This is a genomic window from Bradyrhizobium sp. USDA 4451 (genome assembly GCF_054822585.1).
The window spans coordinates 4,762,400-4,782,194 of the sequence record NZ_JBTRCH010000001.1 but is presented as its reverse complement, the minus strand read 5'-3'; the positions used below and the strand labels follow the sequence as shown (position 1 = coordinate 4,782,194).

The 19,795-nt window shown below is 65.4% G+C and carries 20 protein-coding genes; 6 read left to right on the top strand and 14 right to left on the bottom strand.

Features of this window, described 5'->3' with window-relative positions; translation table 11 throughout:
- Nucleotides 1-10 precede the first annotated feature (10 nt).
- The 5 genes from urtE to urtA all read right to left on the bottom strand — a co-directional run bounded on the left by urtE (nt 11) and on the right by urtA (nt 5,212).
- Nucleotides 11-700 (bottom strand): urea ABC transporter ATP-binding subunit UrtE, encoded by a 690-nt coding sequence (urtE, locus tag ACVMB0_RS21930; protein WP_212023054.1) that lies wholly within the window; start codon nt 698-700, stop codon nt 11-13.
- A gap of 200 nt (nt 701-900) precedes the next feature.
- A complete protein-coding gene (gene urtD, locus ACVMB0_RS21925) occupies nt 901-1,656 on the bottom strand; it encodes an urea ABC transporter ATP-binding protein UrtD (RefSeq protein WP_456755617.1) in 756 nt (251 codons plus the stop codon).
- Between the two features lie 12 nt (nt 1,657-1,668).
- The gene (urtC, locus tag ACVMB0_RS21920; RefSeq protein ID WP_461347640.1) at nt 1,669-2,802 is read right to left on the bottom strand and encodes an urea ABC transporter permease subunit UrtC; all 1,134 of its coding nucleotides are present in this window, start codon (nt 2,800-2,802) and stop codon (nt 1,669-1,671) included.
- 17 nt (nt 2,803-2,819) lie between these two features.
- On the bottom strand, nt 2,820-3,746 hold the full coding sequence (gene urtB / locus ACVMB0_RS21915) for an urea ABC transporter permease subunit UrtB (RefSeq protein WP_461347639.1): 927 nt from the start codon (nt 3,744-3,746) through the stop codon (nt 2,820-2,822).
- A gap of 203 nt (nt 3,747-3,949) precedes the next feature.
- The gene (gene urtA, locus ACVMB0_RS21910) at nt 3,950-5,212 is read right to left on the bottom strand and encodes an urea ABC transporter substrate-binding protein (protein WP_028331438.1); all 1,263 of its coding nucleotides are present in this window, start codon (nt 5,210-5,212) and stop codon (nt 3,950-3,952) included.
- Nucleotides 5,213-5,382: 170 nt separating this feature from the next.
- Here urtA and ACVMB0_RS21905 point away from each other — a divergent pair, with 170 nt between their 5' ends.
- Nucleotides 5,383-8,751 (top strand): hybrid sensor histidine kinase/response regulator, encoded by a 3,369-nt coding sequence (locus tag ACVMB0_RS21905; protein WP_461347638.1) that lies wholly within the window; start codon nt 5,383-5,385, stop codon nt 8,749-8,751.
- The gene (locus ACVMB0_RS21900) at nt 8,741-9,667 is read left to right on the top strand and encodes a response regulator (protein ID WP_461347637.1); all 927 of its coding nucleotides are present in this window, start codon (nt 8,741-8,743) and stop codon (nt 9,665-9,667) included. Before ACVMB0_RS21905 ends, ACVMB0_RS21900 begins: the two co-directional genes overlap by 11 nt.
- A 51-nt stretch (nt 9,668-9,718) precedes the next feature.
- Here ACVMB0_RS21900 and ACVMB0_RS21895 read toward each other — a convergent pair whose 3' ends face one another.
- A complete protein-coding gene (locus ACVMB0_RS21895; RefSeq protein WP_461349696.1) occupies nt 9,719-10,720 on the bottom strand; it encodes an AraC family transcriptional regulator in 1,002 nt (333 codons plus the stop codon).
- 125 nt (nt 10,721-10,845) lie between these two features.
- On the opposite strand from ACVMB0_RS21895, the gene ACVMB0_RS21890 reads away from it, so the two are divergent.
- The 3 genes from ACVMB0_RS21890 to ACVMB0_RS21880 all read left to right on the top strand — a co-directional run bounded on the left by ACVMB0_RS21890 (nt 10,846) and on the right by ACVMB0_RS21880 (nt 12,454).
- Nucleotides 10,846-11,382: a carboxymuconolactone decarboxylase family protein gene (locus ACVMB0_RS21890; RefSeq protein WP_456755623.1), complete on the top strand. Its 537-nt coding sequence runs from the start codon at nt 10,846-10,848 to the stop codon at nt 11,380-11,382.
- Between the two features lie 35 nt (nt 11,383-11,417).
- Nucleotides 11,418-11,924 carry a YkgB family protein gene (locus ACVMB0_RS21885; protein WP_461347636.1) on the top strand — a complete coding sequence of 169 codons (507 nt, stop codon included), beginning with the start codon at nt 11,418-11,420 and terminating at the stop codon, nt 11,922-11,924.
- Between the two features lie 338 nt (nt 11,925-12,262).
- Complete coding sequence (locus ACVMB0_RS21880; protein ID WP_456755625.1) at nt 12,263-12,454, top strand: hypothetical protein; 192 nt, start codon at nt 12,263-12,265, stop codon at nt 12,452-12,454.
- A gap of 37 nt (nt 12,455-12,491) precedes the next feature.
- Here ACVMB0_RS21880 and cobF read toward each other — a convergent pair whose 3' ends face one another.
- Genes cobF through cbiE form a run of 6 tightly spaced genes read right to left on the bottom strand, consistent with a single transcriptional unit; the run spans nt 12,492 to nt 17,609 of the window.
- A complete protein-coding gene (gene cobF / locus ACVMB0_RS21875; protein WP_461347635.1) occupies nt 12,492-13,241 on the bottom strand; it encodes a precorrin-6A synthase (deacetylating) in 750 nt (249 codons plus the stop codon).
- Nucleotides 13,242-13,248: 7 nt separating this feature from the next.
- Complete coding sequence (cobA, locus tag ACVMB0_RS21870; RefSeq protein WP_461347634.1) at nt 13,249-13,977, bottom strand: uroporphyrinogen-III C-methyltransferase; 729 nt, start codon at nt 13,975-13,977, stop codon at nt 13,249-13,251.
- A complete protein-coding gene (locus tag ACVMB0_RS21865; RefSeq protein WP_461347633.1) occupies nt 13,974-15,284 on the bottom strand; it encodes a cobyrinate a,c-diamide synthase in 1,311 nt (436 codons plus the stop codon). Before ACVMB0_RS21865 ends, cobA begins: the two co-directional genes overlap by 4 nt.
- A complete protein-coding gene (gene cobM, locus ACVMB0_RS21860) occupies nt 15,281-16,066 on the bottom strand; it encodes a precorrin-4 C(11)-methyltransferase (protein WP_461347632.1) in 786 nt (261 codons plus the stop codon). Before cobM ends, ACVMB0_RS21865 begins: the two co-directional genes overlap by 4 nt.
- Nucleotides 16,063-16,431: a cobalamin biosynthesis protein gene (locus ACVMB0_RS21855; protein WP_461349695.1), complete on the bottom strand. Its 369-nt coding sequence runs from the start codon at nt 16,429-16,431 to the stop codon at nt 16,063-16,065. The genes cobM and ACVMB0_RS21855 overlap by 4 nt, the downstream gene beginning before the upstream one ends.
- Nucleotides 16,428-17,609, bottom strand: coding sequence for a precorrin-6y C5,15-methyltransferase (decarboxylating) subunit CbiE (gene cbiE, locus ACVMB0_RS21850; protein WP_461347631.1), 1,182 nt, complete (start codon nt 17,607-17,609; stop codon nt 16,428-16,430). Before cbiE ends, ACVMB0_RS21855 begins: the two co-directional genes overlap by 4 nt.
- Between cbiE and ACVMB0_RS21845 the strand changes: the two genes are divergently transcribed.
- Nucleotides 17,608-18,357, top strand: a complete 750-nt coding sequence (locus ACVMB0_RS21845) for a cobalt-precorrin-6A reductase (RefSeq protein ID WP_461347630.1) — start codon at nt 17,608-17,610, stop codon at nt 18,355-18,357. The genes cbiE and ACVMB0_RS21845 overlap by 2 nt on opposite strands.
- Here the strand turns inward: ACVMB0_RS21845 and cobJ are convergent.
- Entirely contained in the window at nt 18,333-19,067 is a 735-nt protein-coding gene (gene cobJ / locus ACVMB0_RS21840) for a precorrin-3B C(17)-methyltransferase (RefSeq protein WP_461347629.1), read from the bottom strand. The two genes, ACVMB0_RS21845 and cobJ, sit on opposite strands and share 25 nt — an antisense overlap.
- Complete coding sequence (locus ACVMB0_RS21835) at nt 19,064-19,795, bottom strand: precorrin-2 C(20)-methyltransferase (protein ID WP_461349694.1); 732 nt, start codon at nt 19,793-19,795, stop codon at nt 19,064-19,066. The genes cobJ and ACVMB0_RS21835 overlap by 4 nt, the downstream gene beginning before the upstream one ends.

The window sequence follows — 19,795 nt, the reverse complement described above, 5'->3', positions numbered from 1 at the left end:
CCGGTGGTGGTTACACAGACAGATATTTCGAAATCTGCGCGGCATCGACGCTGTCGCGCGGATCGTCGCGGACGATCTCGCCGTTCTCGATGACGAGCACGCGATCGGCGATGTCGAGCGCGAAGCTCAGCACCTGCTCGGAGACGACGATCGACAGCCCACGCTCATCGCGGATCCGCTTCAACGTGCGCGCCATGTCCTTGATGATCGACGGCTGGATGCCTTCAGTCGGCTCGTCCAGCAACAGCACCTTCGGCTTGGTCGCAAGCGCACGGGCGATCGCGAGCTGCTGCTGCTGTCCGCCCGAGAGATTGCCGCCGCGGCGGCCCTTCATCTCGAGCAACACCGGAAACAACTCGTAGATGTCGCCGGGCACCTCGGAGCCGCCCGACACCACGAGCCCGGTCTCGATGTTCTCCTTCACCGTCATGGTGGAGAAGATCATGCGGCCTTGCGGCACATAGGCCAGGCCCTTCGCCACCCGCTCGTAGCTCTTCATCGCGCCGAGCTCGGTGCCGTCCATCGACACCGAGCCGCTCTTGGCCGGCAGGATGCCCATCAGCGACTTCATCAGCGTGGTCTTGCCCATGCCGTTGCGGCCCATGATCGCGACGATCTCGTTCGACGCGACCTTGACGTTGAGGCCGTGCAGCACCTCGCTCTGGCCGTAGGCGACGTGAAGATCATTGATTGCCAGCATCGACGCCGCTCCTAGGACTGGATGGTCTTCTTCACCTCTCCCCATCGGGGAGAGGTCGGCGCGTAGCGCCGGGTGAGGGGTAACAGGTCCCACGAGGGAGCAAGACCCATCACCCGGATCGCATCCAGCGATGCGATCCGACCTCTCCCACAGGGGGAGAGGTGAACCCGGTTTGCAGGTCGATCTACCGTGATCATCAGTCAGTGGCCCAAATAAACTTCAATGACCTTGGGATCGTTCTTGACGTGGTCCATCGTCCCCTCGGACAGGATCTGTCCCTGGTGCAGCACGGTGACCTTGTGGGCGATGTCCTCGACGAACTTCATGTCGTGCTCGATCACCAGCACGGAGCGGTCCTTGATGATGCGATTGAGCAGCTCGGCAGTCTTGGCGCGCTCGGACACGCTCATGCCAGCGACCGGCTCGTCGAGCATCAGCAGGTCCGGATCCTGGATCAGCAGCATGCCGATCTCGAGCCACTGCTTCTGGCCGTGGCTGAGCTGGTCGGCATAGGTGTTGAGGCGGTCCTTCAGGAAGATCATCTCGGCGACCTCCTCGACCCGCTGCTTGACGGTATCGTCGCGCTGGAAGGTCAGCGAGCCGAACACGGTGCGGCCGCGCGGGAAGGAGATCTCGAGGTTCTCGAACACGGTGAGATCCTCGAACACCGACGGCGTCTGGAACTTGCGCCCGACGCCGGCCTGCACGATCTCGTTCTCGCGCAGCTTTGTCAGCTCCTGGCCGCGGAACTGGATCGAGCCTGACGTCGCCCGCGTCTTGCCGCAGATCAGGTCGAGCACCGTGGTCTTGCCGGCGCCGTTCGGGCCGATGATGACGCGGATCTCGTTCTCCTCGACATAGAAGGAGAGATCGTTGACGGCCTTGAAGCCGTCAAAGGACACGGTGAGACCGGAGACCGCGAGCAGGAATTCCTTGGGCTGATGGCCGACGAGCATGATGGTCCCTCCTCACTCGGCCGGTGCGCCGTCGGCGATCATGCCGGCCGCCGATTTCGATTTGCGCGATGACAACAAACGATCGATGCGGGGCTGGACGTGGTCCGCCCAGATGCCGGAGAGCCCGTTCGGGAAGGCCAGTACCACCGCGATGAACAGCGCGCCGAGGCCGAACAGCCAGAGCTGCGGGAAGGATTCCGAAAGGCTGGTCTTGGCGAAGTTGACCAAGAGCGCACCCCACACCGCGCCGAAGATCGACATCCGGCCGCCGACCGCGGTGTAGATCACCATCTCGATCGACGGCACGATGCCGACGAAGGACGGCGACATGAAGCCGACTTCGAGCGTGAACATCGCGCCGCCGATCGCGGCGAACACCGCGGCGGCGCAGAACGCGAAGATCTTGAAGTTGGCGACGCTGTAACCGGAGAAGCGCACGCGATCCTCCTGCTCCCGCATCGCCACCAGGATGCGCCCGAGCTTTGTCAGGCGAATGAACTGCGCGGCGACGATGCATCCGAACAGCAGCACAACCTCAACGAAATACAGAATGAACTTGGCGTGATCGGTGCGGATGTCCCATCCGTGCAGCGTGCGCAGGTCGGTGATGCCGTTGATGCCGCCGGTGTAGCCCTGCTGCCCCACGATCAGGATGGTGAGGATCGCGGCGATTGCCTGCGTGATGATCGCAAAGTACACGCCGCCGACCCGGCGCTTGAACATCGCAGCACCAATGATCAGCGCGAAGAAGGCGGGAACCAGCAAGATCGCCAGCAGCGTGACCGGGAAGCTGTGGAACGGCTTCCAGAAGAAGGGCAGCGACGTCAGCTGGTTCCAGTCCATGAAGTCCGGAATGCCCGGCGTCGACTGGATCTTGGTGTTCGCGACCGACGATGCCTCGAGCTTGAGGTACATCGCCATGCAGTAACCGCCGAGGCCGAAGAACACGCCCTGCCCCAGGCTCAGGATGCCGCCATAGCCCCAGCACAGCACGAGGCCGATGCCGACGAAGGCGTAGGTCAGATATTTGGCGACCAGGTTGAGGCGGAAGATGTCGAGCGACAGCGGCAGGATGAGAAACAGCAGCACCGCGAGCGCAAGGAAGCCGAGCAGTTCGGAGCGATTGAAAAAGCGCGAGTTGATCATGACCAGCCTGCTTGTTCTTATTTGCGGACCTTGAGCGCGAACAGCCCCTGCGGACGCACCATCAGGATCGCGACGATGGTCAGCAGCGTGATCACCTTGGCCATCGATCCCGACAGGAAGAATTCCAGCGTCGACTGGGTCTGCGAGATCGAGAAGGCGGAGGCGATGGTACCGAACAGCGAGGCGGCGCCGCCGAACACGACGACCAGGAAGGTGTCGACGATGTAGAGCTGGCCGGCGGTCGGCCCGGTCGAACCGATCATGGTGAAGGCCGAGCCCGCGATCCCCGCGATGCCGCAGCCGAGACCGAAGGTGTAGCGATCGACCTTCTCGGTGTTGATGCCGACGGCGCCCGCCATCACGCGATTCTGCACTACGGCGCGCACCTGCTTGCCCCAGTTCGACCAGAACAGGATGTAGAACACGACGATCGTGATCAGGATGGTCAGCGCCATCACGAACATGCCGTTGATCGGGATCTGGATGGAGTCGGTCGCCTGCCAGGAGCCCATCATCCAGTCCGGCAGTTCGACGCCGACCTCGCGCGCACCGAAGATCGAGCGATAGGCCTGCTGCAGGATCAGGCTGAGGCCCCAGGTCGCGAGCAGCGTATCGAGCGGCCGCTTGTAGAGATGACGTATCAGCGCCCACTCGACCAGCATGCCGAGCGCGCCGGAGGCGATGAATGCCAGGATCATGGCGATGAAGAAGTATCCCGGGAACAGCCAGGGCGCGACATGCTGCACGGCGTTCGACGTCATCCAGGTGACGTAGGCGCCGAGGATCATGAACTCGCCATGGGCCATGTTGATGACGCCCATCTGGCCGAAGATGATGGCAAGCCCCAGCGCCATCAGCACGTAGACGGAGAACAGGATGAGCCCGGCAAATCCCTGCATCGCGAGGATGGCACCGAGGTCGCTGATCGAATAGTCGCCGAACATCTGGTTCTCCAGTCCAAGGGGCTGGCGCCGCCGGTCAAGCGACGCTCGTTCCGCGGCGTGGACGACAACGTCCACGCCGCGATGCGTTGTGGAGCTTCGTAGCCCGGGTGAGCGGCAGCGATACCCGGGACGGTCCCGCATATCGCGGAGCCTGTCATCGGGCGCGCGTTCGCGCGGCCCGTTGGCTCATGCGGGCTACCGGCTCACTGGTAGCCCTTGGGGAACGGATCCGGCTCGACCAGATCGGCGGTCTCGTAGATCAGCTCGTACTGGCCGTCGGCCTTGGCGCGTCCGACGCGGGTCTTCGACCAGAGGTGATGGTTCTCGTGGATCCGGACGTAACCTTCCGGCGCACCTTTGAACTCGACGCCGGGGGACGCTGCCGCGATCTTGTCGATGTCGAAACTCTGCGCCTTCTCCACGGTCAACTTCCACAGCCACGGGCCGAGATAGGCAGCCTGGGTGACGTCTCCGATCACGGTCTTCTCGCCCCACATCTTCTTGAACGCGGGCACGAAGGCCTTGTTGTTCGGATTGTCGAGCGACTGGAAGTACTTCATGCAGGCATAGGCGCCCGCGATGTTCTCGCCGCCGATGCCGTCGATCTCGTCCTCGGTCACCGAGATGGTGAGCAGCGTCTGCTTGGACAGGTCGATACCGGCCGCCTTGAGCTGCTTGTAGAACGCGACGTTGGAGCCGCCGACGATGATCGCGTAGATCACGTCGGGCTTCGTCAGCTTGATCTTGTTGATGACCGAGTTGAACTGGGTCGAGCCGAGCGGGAAGTATTCCTCGCCGACCACCTTGCAGCCCTGCAGATGGTTCTCGATGTGCTTGCGCGCGATCTTGTTCGAGGTGCGCGGCCAGATGTAGTCCGAGCCGAGCAGGTAGAAGCTCTTGGCGCCCTTGGTCTTGTTGACCCAGTCGAGGCCGGCGATGATCTGCTGCGTCGCCTCCTGGCCGGTGTAGATCACGTTCTTGGACTGCTCGAGGCCTTCGTAGAAGGTCGGGTAGTACAGCATGCCGTTGTATTGCTCGAACACCGGCAGCACCGCCTTGCGCGAGGCCGAGGTCCAGCAGCCCATCACCGCGGCGCATTTGTCGTTGACCAGCAGCTTCTTGGCCTTTTCGGCGAAGGTCGGCCAATCGCTGGCGCCGTCTTCCTGGATGAACTTGATCTTGCGGCCGAGCACGCCGCCGGCGGCGTTGATCTGCTCGATCGCGAGCTTTTCGGCCTCGACCGAGCCGGTCTCGGAGATCGCCATGGTGCCGGTCACCGAATGCAGGATGCCGACCGTGACTTCGCTATCGGTGACTGCAAGACCCGTGGTGTTGACCGCGGAGGTTGCGGGAACGTCGGCAAATGCCGGACGGCCCAGCATCGAAACGGCCGGCAAGGCCGCCATTCCCATCAAGAGCTTGCGCCGGAGCGGAGACTTCAGGCCTGGTTTTGTTTCGTCTGACATGAGCACCCCATCTGGTTCGAGAACGCTTATTGATGAGGCGAGGATTGCTTACTTTTGTGCAGCGCACTGATACGTGAGATCGCGTATACTGCACCGCAAAATAGCGACGTAGGTTTTTGGTACGGGATTTGCCCGCGATCAGCGCATCGTGGACCAGGAGTAAGAGCGAAGTGGCAGGGCGGCAGCGGATAGACCGCGTCAGGCGCCAATACAATCAATGGGTCGCCAACCAGACGCTGGAAGACTACGCGCTGCGCTTCACCGCCAAGAGCGCGCGGCGCTGGTCCGCCGCCCGCGTTGCCAACACCGCCCTCGGCGCGATCTCCTTCCTGGCGCTGGAGGCGATCGGCGGCACCATCACGCTGAACTACGGCGCGATGAACGCCTCGGCCGCGATCCTGGTCGTCAGCGTCATCATCTTCCTGTGCGGGCTGCCGATCGCGTATCACGCCGCCAAATGCGGCATCGATATCGACCTGCTGACCCGCGGGGCCGGGTTCGGCTATATCGGCTCGACCATCACCTCGCTGATCTACGCCTCCTTCACCTTCATCTTCTTCGCGATCGAGGCGGTGATCCTGGCCAGCGCGCTCGACATGTGCTTCGGCATCCCGCGGCCGATCGGCTATCTGATCAGCGCGGTCGTGATCATTCCGCTGGTCATCTACGGCATCACGCTGATCAGCCGCTTCCAGCTCTGGACGCAGCCGCTGTGGATCATCCTCCACATCATGCCGTTCGCGGCGATCGCCTGGGCCAATCCGCATTCCTTCACCGAGTGGCGCACATTCGCCGGCGATCACGGCGATCCCGCAGGGAGTCTCGATCTGCTGCTGTTCGGCACCGCGGCCTCGGTGGTGTTCGCGCTGGTGGCCCAGATCGGCGAGCAGGTCGACTTCCTGCGCTTCCTGCCGCGCGACCGCCGCACCTCGCGCAAGGCCTGGTGGATCGCGCTGCTCGGCGCCGGTCCGGGCTGGATCGTGCTCGGCGCGCTCAAGCTGCTGGCCGGCTCGTTCCTCGCCTTCTTCGCACTCAGCCACGGCGTATCGGCCGAGCATGCGGCCGAGCCCGCCAACATGTATCTCGAGGCCTTCCGTTACGTGCTGTCGCAGCCGGATCTCGCGATGGCGCTGACCGGCACCTTCGTGATCCTGTCGCAGGTCAAGATCAACGTCACCAACGCCTATGCCGGCTCGATCGCCTGGTCGAACTTCTTCTCCCGGCTCACCCACTCGCATCCCGGCCGCGTCGTCTGGCTGGTGTTCAACGTCGTCGTCGCGCTGCTGTTGATGGAGATCGGCGTCTACAAGGCGCTGGAGCAGACGCTGGCGCTCTACTCCAACGTCGCGATCGCCTGGGTCGGCGCGCTGGTGGCCGATCTCGTCATCAACAAGCCACTCGGCCTGCGGCCGCAGCACATCGAGTTCAAGCGCGCGCATCTCTGCGACATCAATCCGGTCGGCGTCGGTGCGATGACGATCGCGACCGTGGTCTCGATCAGCGCGTTCTACGGCCTGTTCGGCCCGACCGCGAAGGCGCTGTCCGCCTTTGTGGCGCTCGCGGTCGCGTTCATCACCGCGCCCCTGATTGCCTGGGCGACCGACGGCAAGTACTACATCGCGCGCAAGCCGAAACGGAGCTGGCAGAACATTGAATCGATCCAGTGCTGCATCTGCGAGCATGCGTTCGAACCCGAGGACATGGCCTCCTGCCCGGCCTATGCCGGGCCGATCTGCTCGCTGTGCTGCTCGCTCGACGCGCGCTGCCACGACCTCTGCAAGCCGCATGGCCGGATCGGCGCGCAGGTCTCGGACGCGCTCGGCAGGGTGATGCCGCAGCCGATCTATGCCCGCCTCAATTCGCAGCTCGGCCATTACCTCGGTGTGTTCGCGGTTTCGGCCGGCCTTGTGGCGCTGGTGCTCGGCCTGATCTATTTACAGACCACGGCAGCCGTGCACGCCAACGAATTGTTGGCCGACGTGCTGTGGAAGGTGTTCTTCGCGCTGACCCTGATCATCGGCGTCGTCGCCTGGCTGTTCGTGCTGGCGCAACAGAGCCGGCGCGCCGCGGAGGAAGAGACCAAGCGGCAAACCACGCTGCTGATCCAGGAAATCGACGCCCACAAGCGCACCGATGCCGAGCTGCAGCGCGCCAAGGAAGTCGCCGAGTCAGCCAATCTTGCCAAGAGCCGCTACGTAGTGGGCCTCAGCCACGAGCTCCGCTCGCCGCTGAATGCGATCTCCGGCTACGCGCAGCTACTGGAGCAGGACGACAGTCTCCACATTCGGCCGCGCGAGCAGGTGCGCGTGGTTCGCCGCAGCGCCGATCATTTGTCGGGGCTGATCGACGGCATTCTCGATATCTCCAAGATCGAGGCCGGCCGTCTCTATCTGTCGCGCGACGAGGTGCGGCTGAACGATTTCCTCGAGCAGCTGGTCGGCATGTTCCGCCTGCAGGCGGCAGCAAAAGGCATCAACTTCGTGTTCAGGCGACCCGCCGTGCTGCCGGTCGTGGTCTATGCGGACGAGAAGCGGCTGCGGCAGATCCTGATCAACCTGCTCTCGAATGCGATCAAGTTCACCCAATCCGGACAGGTGCAGTTCGTGGTGCATTACCGCAGCCCGGTCGCCGAGTTCGAGGTGATCGATACCGGGCCGGGCATCCAGCCCGACGACATCGAGCGGATCTTCGCGCCGTTCGAGCGCGGCGCGCTCGGCGTCACCCAGCCGCAGACCGGCACCGGGCTTGGCCTGACCATCAGCCGCCTGCTCGCGGGCGTGATGGGCGGCGACATCAAGGTTCTGAGCACGGTCGGCACCGGCAGCACATTCCGCGTCAAGCTCTTGCTGTCCGAGGTCACCAATCCGCGCCGCGATGCGCCGGTCGATGCTCCCGTGTACGGCTATCACGGTCCGCGCAAGACGATCCTGATCACCGACGACGATCCGACCCATCGCGACCTGCTGCGCGAAATCCTGGCGCCGCTCGGCTTCATCCTGCTCAGCGCACCGGATGGACCGGGCTGCCTTGCGTTGGCGCAGCACTGCCGTCCCGACATGTTCCTGCTCGATATCTCGATGGCCGGCATGGACGGCTGGACGATCGCCGAAACCCTGCGCTCCGAGGGCCATCACCAGGCGCGTATCCTGATGATCTCGGCGAGCGCGCTGGAGGCCCATGGCGCGCCGCTGGCGCAGCCATTCCACGACGGTTATCTGATGAAGCCGATCGACATCCCGCGGCTGCTCGAGACCATCCGGCAGTTGCTCAAGATCGAATGGCAGTACGAGGCCGAGCCGGCCTCGCCTGCGCAATGGAAGCCCGACAGCGGTTCGCGCCCGCCGGTGAGCTATGTCGAGGAGCTGATCGGCCTCGGCCAGCTCGGCTATATCAGGGCGATCCAGCTCAAGCTCGACGAGATCGGCAATGAACATCCCGAACATGCCGACTTCGTCGGCCAGATGCGCACGCTGATCGACCGCTTCGATCTCGATCAATACATGGCGACGTTGAAGACATTGCACAGCTATGACCATTGAACCAAGAAAGCGCGACGTCGCGCTCGTCGTCGACGACTCTCCGGAGACGTTGCGCCTGCTGACCGACGCGCTCGACGGCGCCGGCATGACCGTGATGGTCGCGCTCGACGGCGCCTCTGCGATGCGCATCGTCGACCAGATCACCCCCGACATCGTGCTGCTCGATGCCGTGATGCCGGGCATGGACGGCTTCGAGACTTGCCGGCGGCTGAAGCGCGACGCCGGGCTCGACGGCGTGCCGATCATCTTCATGACGGGGCTGGCCGAAACCGAGCACATCGTGCGCGGGCTGGAGGCCGGCGGCGTCGACTATGTGACCAAGCCGATCGTGGTCGAGGAGATGCTGGCGCGGATCCGGGTCCATCTCGCCAATGCGCGGATGACGCAGAGCGCCCGCGCCGCGCTCGACGTCTCCGGCCGCTACCTGCTCGCGGTCAACAGGTCAGGCGCGCTGCTCTGGGCGACGCCGCAGGCGCAGCGGCTGCTGTCGGACACACTCGCCGACGCCGCGGACAATTTCGTGCTGCCGGAGCCGATGCCGCAATGGCTCGAGCAGGCGCAGAAGGGTACGGCGGGAAAGAAGACCGCGACGGTGGCGTCTTTCCCCGGCAATGAGCAGCTACGGCTGCAATATATGGGCAAGCTCGGTCCCAACGAGTTCCTGCTGCGGCTCGCCAAGGACACCAGCGGCGACATGCCGGCCGAATTCTCGAGCGAGCTCGGCCTCACCACCCGCGAGGGCGAAGTGCTGTCGTGGCTCTCGAAGGGCAAGACCAACCGCGACATCGCGCAAATCCTGGGCTTAAGCCCGCGCACCGTCGACAAGCATCTCGAGCAGATCTACGCCAAGCTCGGGGTCGAGAACCGCACCGCAGCCGCGGCAATCGCGGTCAACGCCAGGCATCGCAAGTCCTGAGCCGATGCTGGATCGGCTGCGCGCTGCGCTTTACGCGCAACGCGGGCATACCTACGCATCTACAATCGGCGAACTCCCGTTCCGATCAGCCGATGCAGCAGGTCCCGGCGACACGTCTGGTTCCGGTGGCTGCGCTCTTCGCCACTGTGCCGGCGTCACGCCCATATGGCTCTTGAAGGCGCGCTGAAAGGCGGCCTCCGATTGATAACCGACCATCTCAGCAACGGCGCCGGTCGAAAGCGATGATACCTTCAACTCATTTGCTGCGAGCGTCATCCTGATGTCGGTGAGCAGATCGTTCGCCGATCGCCCGAGCTTCTCCTGGAACTGCCGCGCCAGCGTGGCGCGCGACATGTTGCACAGGCGCGCCAGCTCCGGCAGCGACCATGCGTGCGCAGGCGCGTTGAACATGGCGGCCACCGCCGGCGCGAGCCTGGGATCGCCGACCAGAGCGAGAAGTCCCTGTGACATTGCATCGCTCTCGCTCGCAAGCCGCAACACCAGCGCGAACATTGCCGTCGACAGCGCGTTGAGCATGGCGTGGCCGCCGAGATGATCGTCGGCCGTTTCGCTGCGCATCAGGGACACAAGTCCGGCGAGCTGGGCAGCCGTCCCCTTTTCCGTACCTGCGCCGGCATGCACCACAAGACGCGGCGGAAGATAACTGCGCAACAGACGGTCGTGCGGAGGTGCAATCGCGAAATGCCCGCACAGCAGGTCAAGCCGCTCGTCCGAGCCGAGGTTTTCGCTGATCGTGAAATTCCGCGCCGCCCGGTTACGCGCCTGCAGCGGCGCCGCCCCGCTTCCGTCGTGCATCACGTGTCGCGGGTTGCCGGGAAGCAGCAGGATGTCTCCGGCCTTCAGCAGCAACGGCTGTCCGCCCGCGGGATCGTCCAGAATCGCCGAGCCGGCAAGCACCGCGTGATAGGGGATCTCGTTGGTCACACCCGGGCCCTGCTCGATACGCCAGGGGACGCTGTAACTGCAGCGAATATCGAGCCGCCCGCGCACCGGCATCATTTCGAACAGCCGACTGAGCCAATCCACGACCATGTTCCCCCGAGGCAATTTATGAGACGATTGAGCATATATTCGAGCAATATGGACATTCAATGTCTCATTTCACGCTCCTATTGTCACTCCGTACTTGCTCACAATCGCAAACATGGAGTTGCATCATGTCTCGCCTCTCAGTCCCTAACCTCGAAACCGATACCGGCCCGTCCGGCCAGATCTACGCCCAGATCAAGAAGGCGGCCGGCAGCGTCCCGAACGCCTATGCGGCCGTCGCCGCCCACGGCCCTGCCGCGCTCAAGTCGATCCTCGCCGCGGATGCGGTGCTGGCCGGCGGCAGCCTGTCCAAGCGCGATCGGGAAATCATCAAGCTCGTGGTCAGCACCGCCGGTGGCTGCGATTACTGTGTCGCCGCGCATTCCCATCTCGCCAAGCTTGCCGGCGTCAAGGCCGACGCATTGAAGCAGATCCGCGACGGCGCACTTACCGGCGATGCCAGGCAGGACACGCTGATCGGCTTCGTTCGCAAGCTCGCGCAGTCGAGCGGCACCGTGAGTGACGAGGACTTCGCCGCGATCAAGGCTGCCGGCTACAGCGACGCGCAACTGGTCGAGATCAGCCTGGCGTTCGCGACCATCATCTTCACCAACGTCTTTAACCGCATCAACGACACCGACATCGACTTCCCCGCCGTCGCGTGAAGCGACCGGGCGATGTCACACAAGGGATCACGACCATGACAACGCTTTCCAGCACAGCTGACAACCGGATTGTTCGCGCACTGTACAGGTCCGGCCTGCTCGCCGAGGATCTCGACTATCACGTCGTCCGCGCCGCGATGGTGATCATGTTCCTGTTCTTCGGGTACCAGAAGTGGTTCCCCTACGAATTCAAACGGCTGGTGCCGTTCATCAGCAACGGGCCGCTGATCTGGTGGCTGTATCCGGCCTTCGGCCATTCCGGCGCCAGCTACTTCCTCGGCGCCTCGGAGTGGACGTTCGGATCCCTGCTGCTCGCAGGCTTCTGGGACAAGCGGCCCGGCGTGCTCGGCGCGCTTGGCTCGACCGGCACCTTCATCGCAACCGTCACCATCATCCCGTTCATGCCCGATGGCTGGGACGTTGCCGCCGGAGGTTTCCCCGCGATGACCGGCAACGTGCCCTTCCTGATGAAGGACGTCGTCCTGCTCGCCGTCTCGCTTTACTTGCTGAGGCAGGACGCGGTTCGTCTGACCAGGCAATAGATCTCGGCTGATCGCGATTGAGCGCCGGTGGGCCCTCGCGCACACCGGCGATCGCGCACGCCGGCGGATTGAGGCGCAGCATCCCTCGAACACGGCAACATGGCAGCCGCTGTTGCTGCGCAGGCACGGCGGCCCAAGGCCGCTTAAGGCCAAGCATAACCCGTTGCCGGATTTGCGGAATGGCCTCCGTTCGGCGCGATCGGCGGCGTGGCCTCCCGCCCGGTGCCGGTGCATCGTTTGTTCCCATGCACGAACGGTCCGCAGCCCTCCGCCATGACCATAGTTCCGCCGCGCGGTCTGGGTTACAAAATACGCCGGTGTTGCTCTGGGGTGGGTCGATGAAGAAGGACGACGTCACATGTCCGCGCTGCGGGGCTGGATTCCGACGCCTTGAGCTGGCATCCGGATCAGCAAGCAAGGGCGAGTATCGCTGCCCCGTCTGCGAGACAACGCTCGAGCAGTTCGAGGGCGACAGGCTCGTTGCCTATCGCCTCACCATCCAGCCGTCCATTCGCGGGTTGAAGACCTGATTGGCCACGGCGCATCGCATGCCGGCGCAATCCCCGATCACGATCTCCGCTTCAGGACATAGCAGTCCATGATCCAGCCGTGTTGCGCGCGCGCTTCTCGCCGCGCGGCGACGATACGTAGACCGATCTCCGCGAGATCCCCCGCCATGATGATCTGATCGGGCATGCCGAGATAGGCGCCCCACCAGATCGTCAGGCCCGCAGCATCCAGCGTCTGGAAGGCGGCGCCGCCGTCGAGCATCACAACGATGGTGTCGACACCGGCGGGCCAGCCGCCCTCGCGCAGCCGCCGGCCAGTCGTGACGAGGAACGGCTCGCCGATCTCGTTGAGCGGCAGCGCGTGCGCCGCGCACAGCGCCTGGATCGAGGTGATGCCCGGGATCGTTTCGATCGAGGGCCGCGGATCGAGCCGTTGCGCGATCCGCAGGCTCGAATCGTAGAGCGAGGGATCGCCCCAGATCAGCAGCGCGACGCGGCCCTCGCCGACGAGATGGCGCGCGATTTCCTGCGACCAGGTCGCGGCGACCGCATCGTGCCAATCGTCGACGCCCTTGCGATAGTTCTCCTCGGCGGCGTCACGCACCGGCAGGTCGAATTCGACCATCCGCGTGCGGTTATTGCTCAAGGCTTGCGCGCAGATCGTTCGGCGCAATTCGGCGAGGTCCGACTTCGCGGTCCCCTTGCGCGGGATCAGAATCAGGTCAGCGGCGTTGATCGCAGCGATCGCAGCGAGGGTGAGCTGCCGCGGATCGCCGCAACCGATACCGATCAGGGACAGCGTCAACATCGCCGCATCACTTGTCTTCCGGCGCCAGCGCGCCGAACAGGATGATCGCAGCCGCCGTGGCAATATCGGCATGCGTGAGCTGTTCGGCCAGCTCTGCGATCGTGCTGCGATGAAGCCGCTCGTCGGCATGGCCGAGGGACTCCGCCAACAGCGCGGGCGTATTCGGGGCGAGTCCGTGCGCGATCAGCTGTGCGGCCAGCGCCGGGAAGGTGCGCCGCCCCATATAGACGACCGTGGTCGCTTCCGGATCGGCCAGCGCCGCCCAATTCAGATCCGCGGGCAAGCCGCCGGTGACATCGGCGCCGGTGACGAACTGCACCCGGCGCGAGGTCAGCCGTCGCGTCAACGGAATGCCGGCCTGGGCTGCGGCAACCGAGGCCGAGGTCACGCCGGGAATGATCTCGTAGCCGATGCCGGCCGCGCGCAGCGCGTCGATCTCCTCCTCGAGCCGTCCGAAAATGCCGGCATCGCCGGATTTCAGCCGCACCACCCGCCCGCCGGTCGCCGCATAGTCGACCAGCAGACGACTGACATGATGCTGCCGAGCCGACAGCCGCCCGGCGCGCTTGCCGACCGCGACGAGATTGGCGCCGGCGCGCGCGAGATCGAGGATCGCGCCCGATGCGAGGTCGTCATAGAGCACCACGTCGGCCTCGCGCAGCCGCGCGGCGCCCTTCAACGTCAGGAGTTCGGGATCGCCGGGACCGGCCGAGACGAAGGAGACGAAACCGCTCATCTGTCCTCCGCAATCAGATGGAAGAATGTTCCGGTTGCATTGCCGCGCCGCGATCCGGTCTCCGCAACGGTCGCGCCGGTCGCATCGCACACCACCGCGAGCGGCGTGTCCGGCTGCGCGATGATCGTCGAGTAATGGAACTCGTGGCCGCGCAGGCGCGCACCGGGACCTTGGCCGGGCATCGGCGCAACGAGTTCGGCAAGCCGGTAACCCAGATGCATGCGGCGCTTGGCATAGCTGGTCTCGAGGCCGAGCAACCCCGCCATCGCGTGGTGCACACCTTCGGCATCGGTTAACGCTGTGCCCAGCACCATGTAGCCGCCGCACTCGCCATGCACCGGCTTGGTCTCGGCGAAGGAGCGCAAGCCGCCGAGGAATCGCCTGTTGGCGGCAAGCCGGCCGGCATGCAGTTCAGGATAGCCGCCAGGCAGCCAGCACACATCAGCGTTCGCATCGGGGCCTTCATCGGCGAGCGGCGAGAACGTCACGATCTCGGCTCCAGCCGCGCGCCAGGCTTCCAGCATATGCGGGTAAACGAACGAGAAGGCGGCGTCCCGCGCGAGCGCGATGCGCTGGCCGGGCGGCGTGATGCCCAGGCTGCGCGTGGTCGATTGCGACGACCGGGCCCGCGCCGATTGCAGCACAGCGTCGAGATCGACATGCTCGGCGACGAAGCGCGCGGCTTCATCGATCAGGCCATCGATCTCGGCCTGCTCCTCGGCCTGCACCAGGCCGAGATGCCGCTTCGGCAGGGCGATCTCGGCATGACGCGGCAGCGTACCCAGCACCGCAATGCCTGTGCCTTCCATGGCGCTGCGCACCAGCGCTTCGTGCCGCGCACTGGCGACGCGGTTAAGAACGACGCCCGCTAGCCGCACGCCGGCGCGGAAATCGCGCAATCCCGCCGCGACCGCTGCCGCCGTCTGCGCCTGGCCGGAGGGATCGATCACCAGCAACACCGGCCAACCCATCATCTCGGCAATGTCGGCGGTGGCGCCGGTGCCGGACAGGCCACGCGTCGCGACGCCGTCGAACAATCCCATCGAGCCTTCGGCCAGCACGAGATCGGCATCGGCGCCGCGGCTTGCCAGATGCGCGATCGCCTCGCGCGCCATCGCCCAGCTATCGATGTTGACCGATGCGCGCCCCGTCGCGACCGCGTGAAAGGCGGGATCGATGTAATCAGGCCCGCTCTTGAGGCATTGCACCTTCAGGCCGCGATTGCGATAGGCACGCGCCAACGCCAGCGTCAATGTCGTCTTGCCGACGCCCGACGCCGGTGCCGAGATCACGAGCCCCTCAGTCATCGCGATGTTTCCGGAAAGCGCGGCGTCTCTCCCACCGGGCGGTAGCGGCGGTCATAATCAGCCGCGTAGAGACGGCTTTCGGCGAAATCGCCGGCGCCCAGCGTCTTGCCGACCAGGATCAGCGCGGTGCGTTCGAGCTCAGGACCAACCGCGGCATCGAGCGTCGCCAGCGTGGCACGCACGATGCGCTGATCCGGCCAGCTCGCGCGCCAGACGATCGCCACCGGGCAATCCGCGCCATAGTGTGGCGTCAACTCGGCGATGACCTTGTCGAGCAAATGGATCGACAGATGAATCGCGAGCACCGCGCCGGTCGCGGCGAAGGCCGCGAGCGTCTCGCCATCCGGCATCGCGCTCGCGCGGCCCGGCGTGCGCGTCAGCACCACCGATTGCGCAAGACCCGGCAGCGTGAGCTCCGACTCCAAGGCCGCCGCGGCCGCCGAGAACGCAGGCACGCCGGGTGTCACCGAATACGGAATATTCAACACGCGCAACCGGCGCAACTGTTCCCCCATCGCCGACCAGATCGAGAGGTCGCCCGAATGCAGCCGCGCGACATCCTTGCCCTCGGCATGCGCCGCCGCGATCTCGGCGATGATCTCGTCAAGCGACAGCGGCGCGGTGTTGACGATCCGCGCATCCTTCGGGCAATGCGCCAGAACACCCGCGGGCACCAGCGATCCAGCATAGAAACAGACCGGGCACGAGGCGATCAGGTCGCGGCCGCGCAAGGTCAGCAGGTCGGCAGCGCCAGGCCCGGCGCCGATGAAATGCACCGTCATTGATCGTCTCCTTCCGCGATCGCGGCAGTGGCCATCCGATCCTGCGACGTCGCCCGGACCGCGATCAGGCGCGCATCACGCCCGGCGGCCGCGAGCGCTACGGCTTCGGCCACCGAGCCCGTTCCGAACCTGGCTCTGATCAACTCGGATTGCGTCGTGGTCTTCACGTCAGCCAATAGCTCGGCGGGAATGCCGCAGATCGGCAACCCCAACTCCCGCGCCAGCACTTTCAACGCCGCCGCATCCGCCTTGTCACTCACTGTGGCAACCGCCGCAAGGCCTTCGGCACCGCCGGCGGCGTCGAGCGCATCGCGCAACGACGCGACGCTGGCATTGCTCGTGAATCCCAGGCCCGCGACCTTCATCGGATAGCGCTCCATTGCACGATCGGCCGCGCCGCCTTCCAGGAACGATATCGCCCCAACGGCTCGGCCTGGGCGATCTCGAGGCGCATCAGCTCGCCGCCATGGCGCTGGTGCAGATCGGACAGCAGCGCCTCGGTCTCCAGCGTCACCGCATGCGCCACCAGCCGCGTTCCCGGCGCGATGCGCAGCCAGATCGCATCGAACATCGCAGCATCGAGGCCGCCGCCGATGAACACGGCATCCGGCGCCGCAAGGTCTGACAGAATGCCCGGCGCCTCGCCTTCGATCACGGTGATCCGATGCGCCAGGCCGAAACTCGCCGCATTGCTGCGGATATTGGCGGCGCGTTCGCCGCGGGCTTCGACCGCGATCGCCGTTCCGCCGCACAACGTCCACTCGATCGAGATCGAGCCCGAGCCGGCGCCGACGTCCCACAGCCGCTCTCCAGGCCGCGGCGCAAGCGCCGACAGCGCGAGCGCACGCACCGGCCGCTTGGTCAACTGCCCGTCATGAACAAAGAGCGCATCGGGAAGACCCGAGCTGCGTGCGATCCCCTGGCCTCCCCTCGCCTCCAGCGCAACCGCGACCAAGCCGTCGCCCGTATCGCCTGAAAAACGGTCCGCGCGATGCTGCGTGATGGACTCGCGCGGTCCGCCGAGCGCGGACAGCATCGACATCGCCGACGGTCCCCAGCCGCGTTCGGTGAGCCAGCCCGCCAGATCGGAGGCCGCCTTGCCATCCCGCAGCAGGCAGATGATCCGTGCGTCGCGCGCCAGATGCGACAACAACCGTTCGAACGGTGCGGCATGAAGGCCGAGGCAGACGACATTCTCAAGCCGCCAGCCCAAGCGCGCGGCCGCGAGCGAGAATGTGGACGGCGCGGAGTGTGCGATCCATTCGCCGGGTTGCAGCTTCTCGACGAGGCTTCCGCCCGCGCCATGCCAGAACGGATCGCCCGAGGCAAGCACGGCTGTCGGACGGCCGCGGCATTCAAGCACGATGTCCGTATCGAACGGCACCGGCCATGCGCGGCCTCGATCGGTGATGCCCGCCAGCGCAAGGTGCCGCTCGCCGCCGAACACCACCTCCGCTTCACCAAGCGCCTTTCGGCTTGCATCGGAGAGCCCGGCAAGGCCATCTTCGCCGATACCGATGATGGTCAACCAGGGATTACTCATGATGCGCGCCCTGATCCTGGGCGGAACGGCCGATGCCAATTTGCTTGCCGCAGCGATTGCCCGCGCCGGCATCGAGGCGATCTATTCCTACGGCGGCCGTACCGCGGCTCCTGCCGAACAGCCGCTGCCGACGCGGATCGGCGGCTTCGGCGGCGTCAACGGTCTTGCCGATTATCTGGATCGCGCAGCCATCACGCATGTGATCGACGCGACGCATCCGTTCGCGGCCGAAATGACCCGCAATGCGATCGCCGCCTGCGCGCAAACCGGAACACCGTTGCTCGCGCTCGAACGCGCGCCATGGGTGAGAACTTCCGACGATCGCTGGATCGAGGTCGCCGACGCCGTAGCCGCGGTCGCGGCGTTGCCGGACAGCCACACCAACGTGTTCCTCGCGATCGGGCGTCAGCACATCGCGCCATTCAGCGCGAAACCGCAGCATGCCTATACGCTGCGATTTGTCGATCCGCCGGGGGAAACGCTGCCATTGCCCGATGCAGAGATCATCGTCTCGCGTGGACCATTCACGCTCGAGAACGAACTCGAGATGATGCGCGAGCGTCGCATCGCGTGGATCGTTGCCCGCAACTCCGGCGGAACCGGCGCACGCGCCAAGATCGACGCCGCCCGCGCGCTTGACCTTCCCGTCATCATGATCACGCGGCCGCATCTGCCGGACCGGCCGCGGGTTGAGCGTGTCGGTGACGTGATGGAGTGGCTTGGTCATCGGACCTGCCTCGGCGCATAGACCCAGCGGCCGACCCGCCGCGTCGCCGAATTGCCGACAATCACGAGCGTCCGCATATCGGCCATCTCGGGCCCGGCGTCGCGCAGCTCGACCGTCTCGATCCGTTGCTCGGGCGTGCTGACGGCGCGAGCGAAAATCACGATGCGCTCGCCGCACCCCGCCTCTTTCAAAATCTCGAGCGTCCGCGCAAAGCCATCAGGGCGGCTGGCCGAACGCGGATTGTACATCGCGATCGCGAAGTCGGCTTCAGCGGCGAGCCGCAACCGCTTCTCGATCAGCGGCCATGGCTTGAGATTGTCGGAGAGATTGATTGCGCAGAAATCATGGCCGAGCGGCGCGCCGGCGCTCGCCGCCGCCGCCAGCATCGCGGTCACGCCGGGGAGAACGCGAATCGCGAGGTCGTGCCACTGCGGCGCGTCCTGCAGCGCTTCAAACACGGCCGATGCCATCGCGAACACACCGGGATCGCCGGAGGACACCACGACGACGTGGCGCCCCTCGGACGCCAGCCGCAGTGCCTCGCCGGCGCGCTGCAACTCGACGCGATTGTCCGAAGGATGCAGCGTGAGCCCGGCGCGCGGCGGCACGCGCGTCACGTACGGCGCATAGCCGACGATGTCGGTCGCCGCCGCGAGCGCAGCCGTGACTTCCGGCGTGATCAGCGCCTCGTCGCCCGGCCCCAATCCAGCGATGGTCAGCGTGCCGGTCATGGCGCCGCCTCCCTGCGCTGCCCCTGCCCGTGCACCAGCACGATCGCAAAATACGGAGCGTCGGCCTCGCCGATCTCAGCGAGCCTCGCGATGCGCTGATCCGGCATGGTGCCGCGCTCGACCAGCCACGCATCGTCGAGACGGCCCGCGGAGGCGAGCGCGCGGCGGATCTTCGGAAGATTGCGGCCGGTCTTCATCACGACCAGCGCGTCGGAGCTCCGCATTCGCTGCGCAAGCTCGGCTTCCGGCAGCGTGCCCATCAGGACCGTGGTCACATCGTCGGCGAGCGCGATCGGCCGGCCCACCGCATTCCAGCAGCCGACCATGCCGGGAATGCCGGCGACCACCTCGATTTCGACGCGCCCCTGCAGGCGCGCATGCAGGTGCATGAACGAGCCGTAGAAATAGGGATCGCCCTCGCAAAGCACGACGACATCGCTCTCACGCGCGAGCCGCGCCAGCCGCTCGGCCCATGCGTCATAGAAATCGGCGAGCAGCCGCGCATAATCCGGACTGTCGAACGCGATCTCCGTGGTGACGGGATACTCCATCGGATATTCGTTGACGCTAGCGGCGAGCATGCCTTCGACGATGCGCCGCGCCTGCCCCACCTGCCCCTTCTTGCGGAAGTAGGCGACATGCTTCGCGGCACGCACCGTGCGGTCGGCGCGCACGCTCATCAGGTCCGGATCGCCGGGGCCGAGCCCGCAGCAGATGATGCGTCCCAT

What these genes read in the sequence shown, in the direction of transcription:
- cobA (WP_461347634.1), bottom strand. Translation starts at nt 13,977, where the DNA reads ATGAGCGGTTTCGTCTCCTTCGTCTCGGCCGGTCCCGGCGATCCCGAA.
- cobM (WP_461347632.1), bottom strand. Translation starts at nt 16,066, where the DNA reads ATGACGGTGCATTTCATCGGCGCCGGGCCTGGCGCTGCCGACCTGCTG.
- ACVMB0_RS21845 (WP_461347630.1), top strand. Translation starts at nt 17,608, where the DNA reads ATGATGCGCGCCCTGATCCTGGGCGGAACGGCCGATGCCAATTTGCTT.
- ACVMB0_RS21890 (WP_456755623.1), top strand. Translation starts at nt 10,846, where the DNA reads ATGTCTCGCCTCTCAGTCCCTAACCTCGAAACCGATACCGGCCCGTCC.
- urtC (WP_461347640.1), bottom strand. Translation starts at nt 2,802, where the DNA reads ATGATCAACTCGCGCTTTTTCAATCGCTCCGAACTGCTCGGCTTCCTT.
- cobJ (WP_461347629.1), bottom strand. Translation starts at nt 19,067, where the DNA reads ATGACCGGCACGCTGACCATCGCTGGATTGGGGCCGGGCGACGAGGCG.
- ACVMB0_RS21895 (WP_461349696.1), bottom strand. Translation starts at nt 10,720, where the DNA reads ATGGTCGTGGATTGGCTCAGTCGGCTGTTCGAAATGATGCCGGTGCGC.
- ACVMB0_RS21900 (WP_461347637.1), top strand. Translation starts at nt 8,741, where the DNA reads ATGACCATTGAACCAAGAAAGCGCGACGTCGCGCTCGTCGTCGACGAC.
- ACVMB0_RS21855 (WP_461349695.1), bottom strand. Translation starts at nt 16,431, where the DNA reads ATGAAGGTCGCGGGCCTGGGATTCACGAGCAATGCCAGCGTCGCGTCG.
- ACVMB0_RS21865 (WP_461347633.1), bottom strand. Translation starts at nt 15,284, where the DNA reads ATGACTGAGGGGCTCGTGATCTCGGCACCGGCGTCGGGCGTCGGCAAG.
- cobF (WP_461347635.1), bottom strand. Translation starts at nt 13,241, where the DNA reads ATGTTGACGCTGTCCCTGATCGGTATCGGTTGCGGCGATCCGCGGCAG.
- cbiE (WP_461347631.1), bottom strand. Translation starts at nt 17,609, where the DNA reads ATGAGTAATCCCTGGTTGACCATCATCGGTATCGGCGAAGATGGCCTT.
- ACVMB0_RS21880 (WP_456755625.1), top strand. Translation starts at nt 12,263, where the DNA reads ATGAAGAAGGACGACGTCACATGTCCGCGCTGCGGGGCTGGATTCCGA.
- urtD (WP_456755617.1), bottom strand. Translation starts at nt 1,656, where the DNA reads ATGCTCGTCGGCCATCAGCCCAAGGAATTCCTGCTCGCGGTCTCCGGT.
- urtB (WP_461347639.1), bottom strand. Translation starts at nt 3,746, where the DNA reads ATGTTCGGCGACTATTCGATCAGCGACCTCGGTGCCATCCTCGCGATG.
- ACVMB0_RS21885 (WP_461347636.1), top strand. Translation starts at nt 11,418, where the DNA reads ATGACAACGCTTTCCAGCACAGCTGACAACCGGATTGTTCGCGCACTG.
- ACVMB0_RS21835 (WP_461349694.1), bottom strand. Translation starts at nt 19,795, where the DNA reads ATGGGACGCATCATCTGCTGCGGGCTCGGCCCCGGCGATCCGGACCTG.
- urtE (WP_212023054.1), bottom strand. Translation starts at nt 700, where the DNA reads ATGCTGGCAATCAATGATCTTCACGTCGCCTACGGCCAGAGCGAGGTG.
- urtA (WP_028331438.1), bottom strand. Translation starts at nt 5,212, where the DNA reads ATGTCAGACGAAACAAAACCAGGCCTGAAGTCTCCGCTCCGGCGCAAG.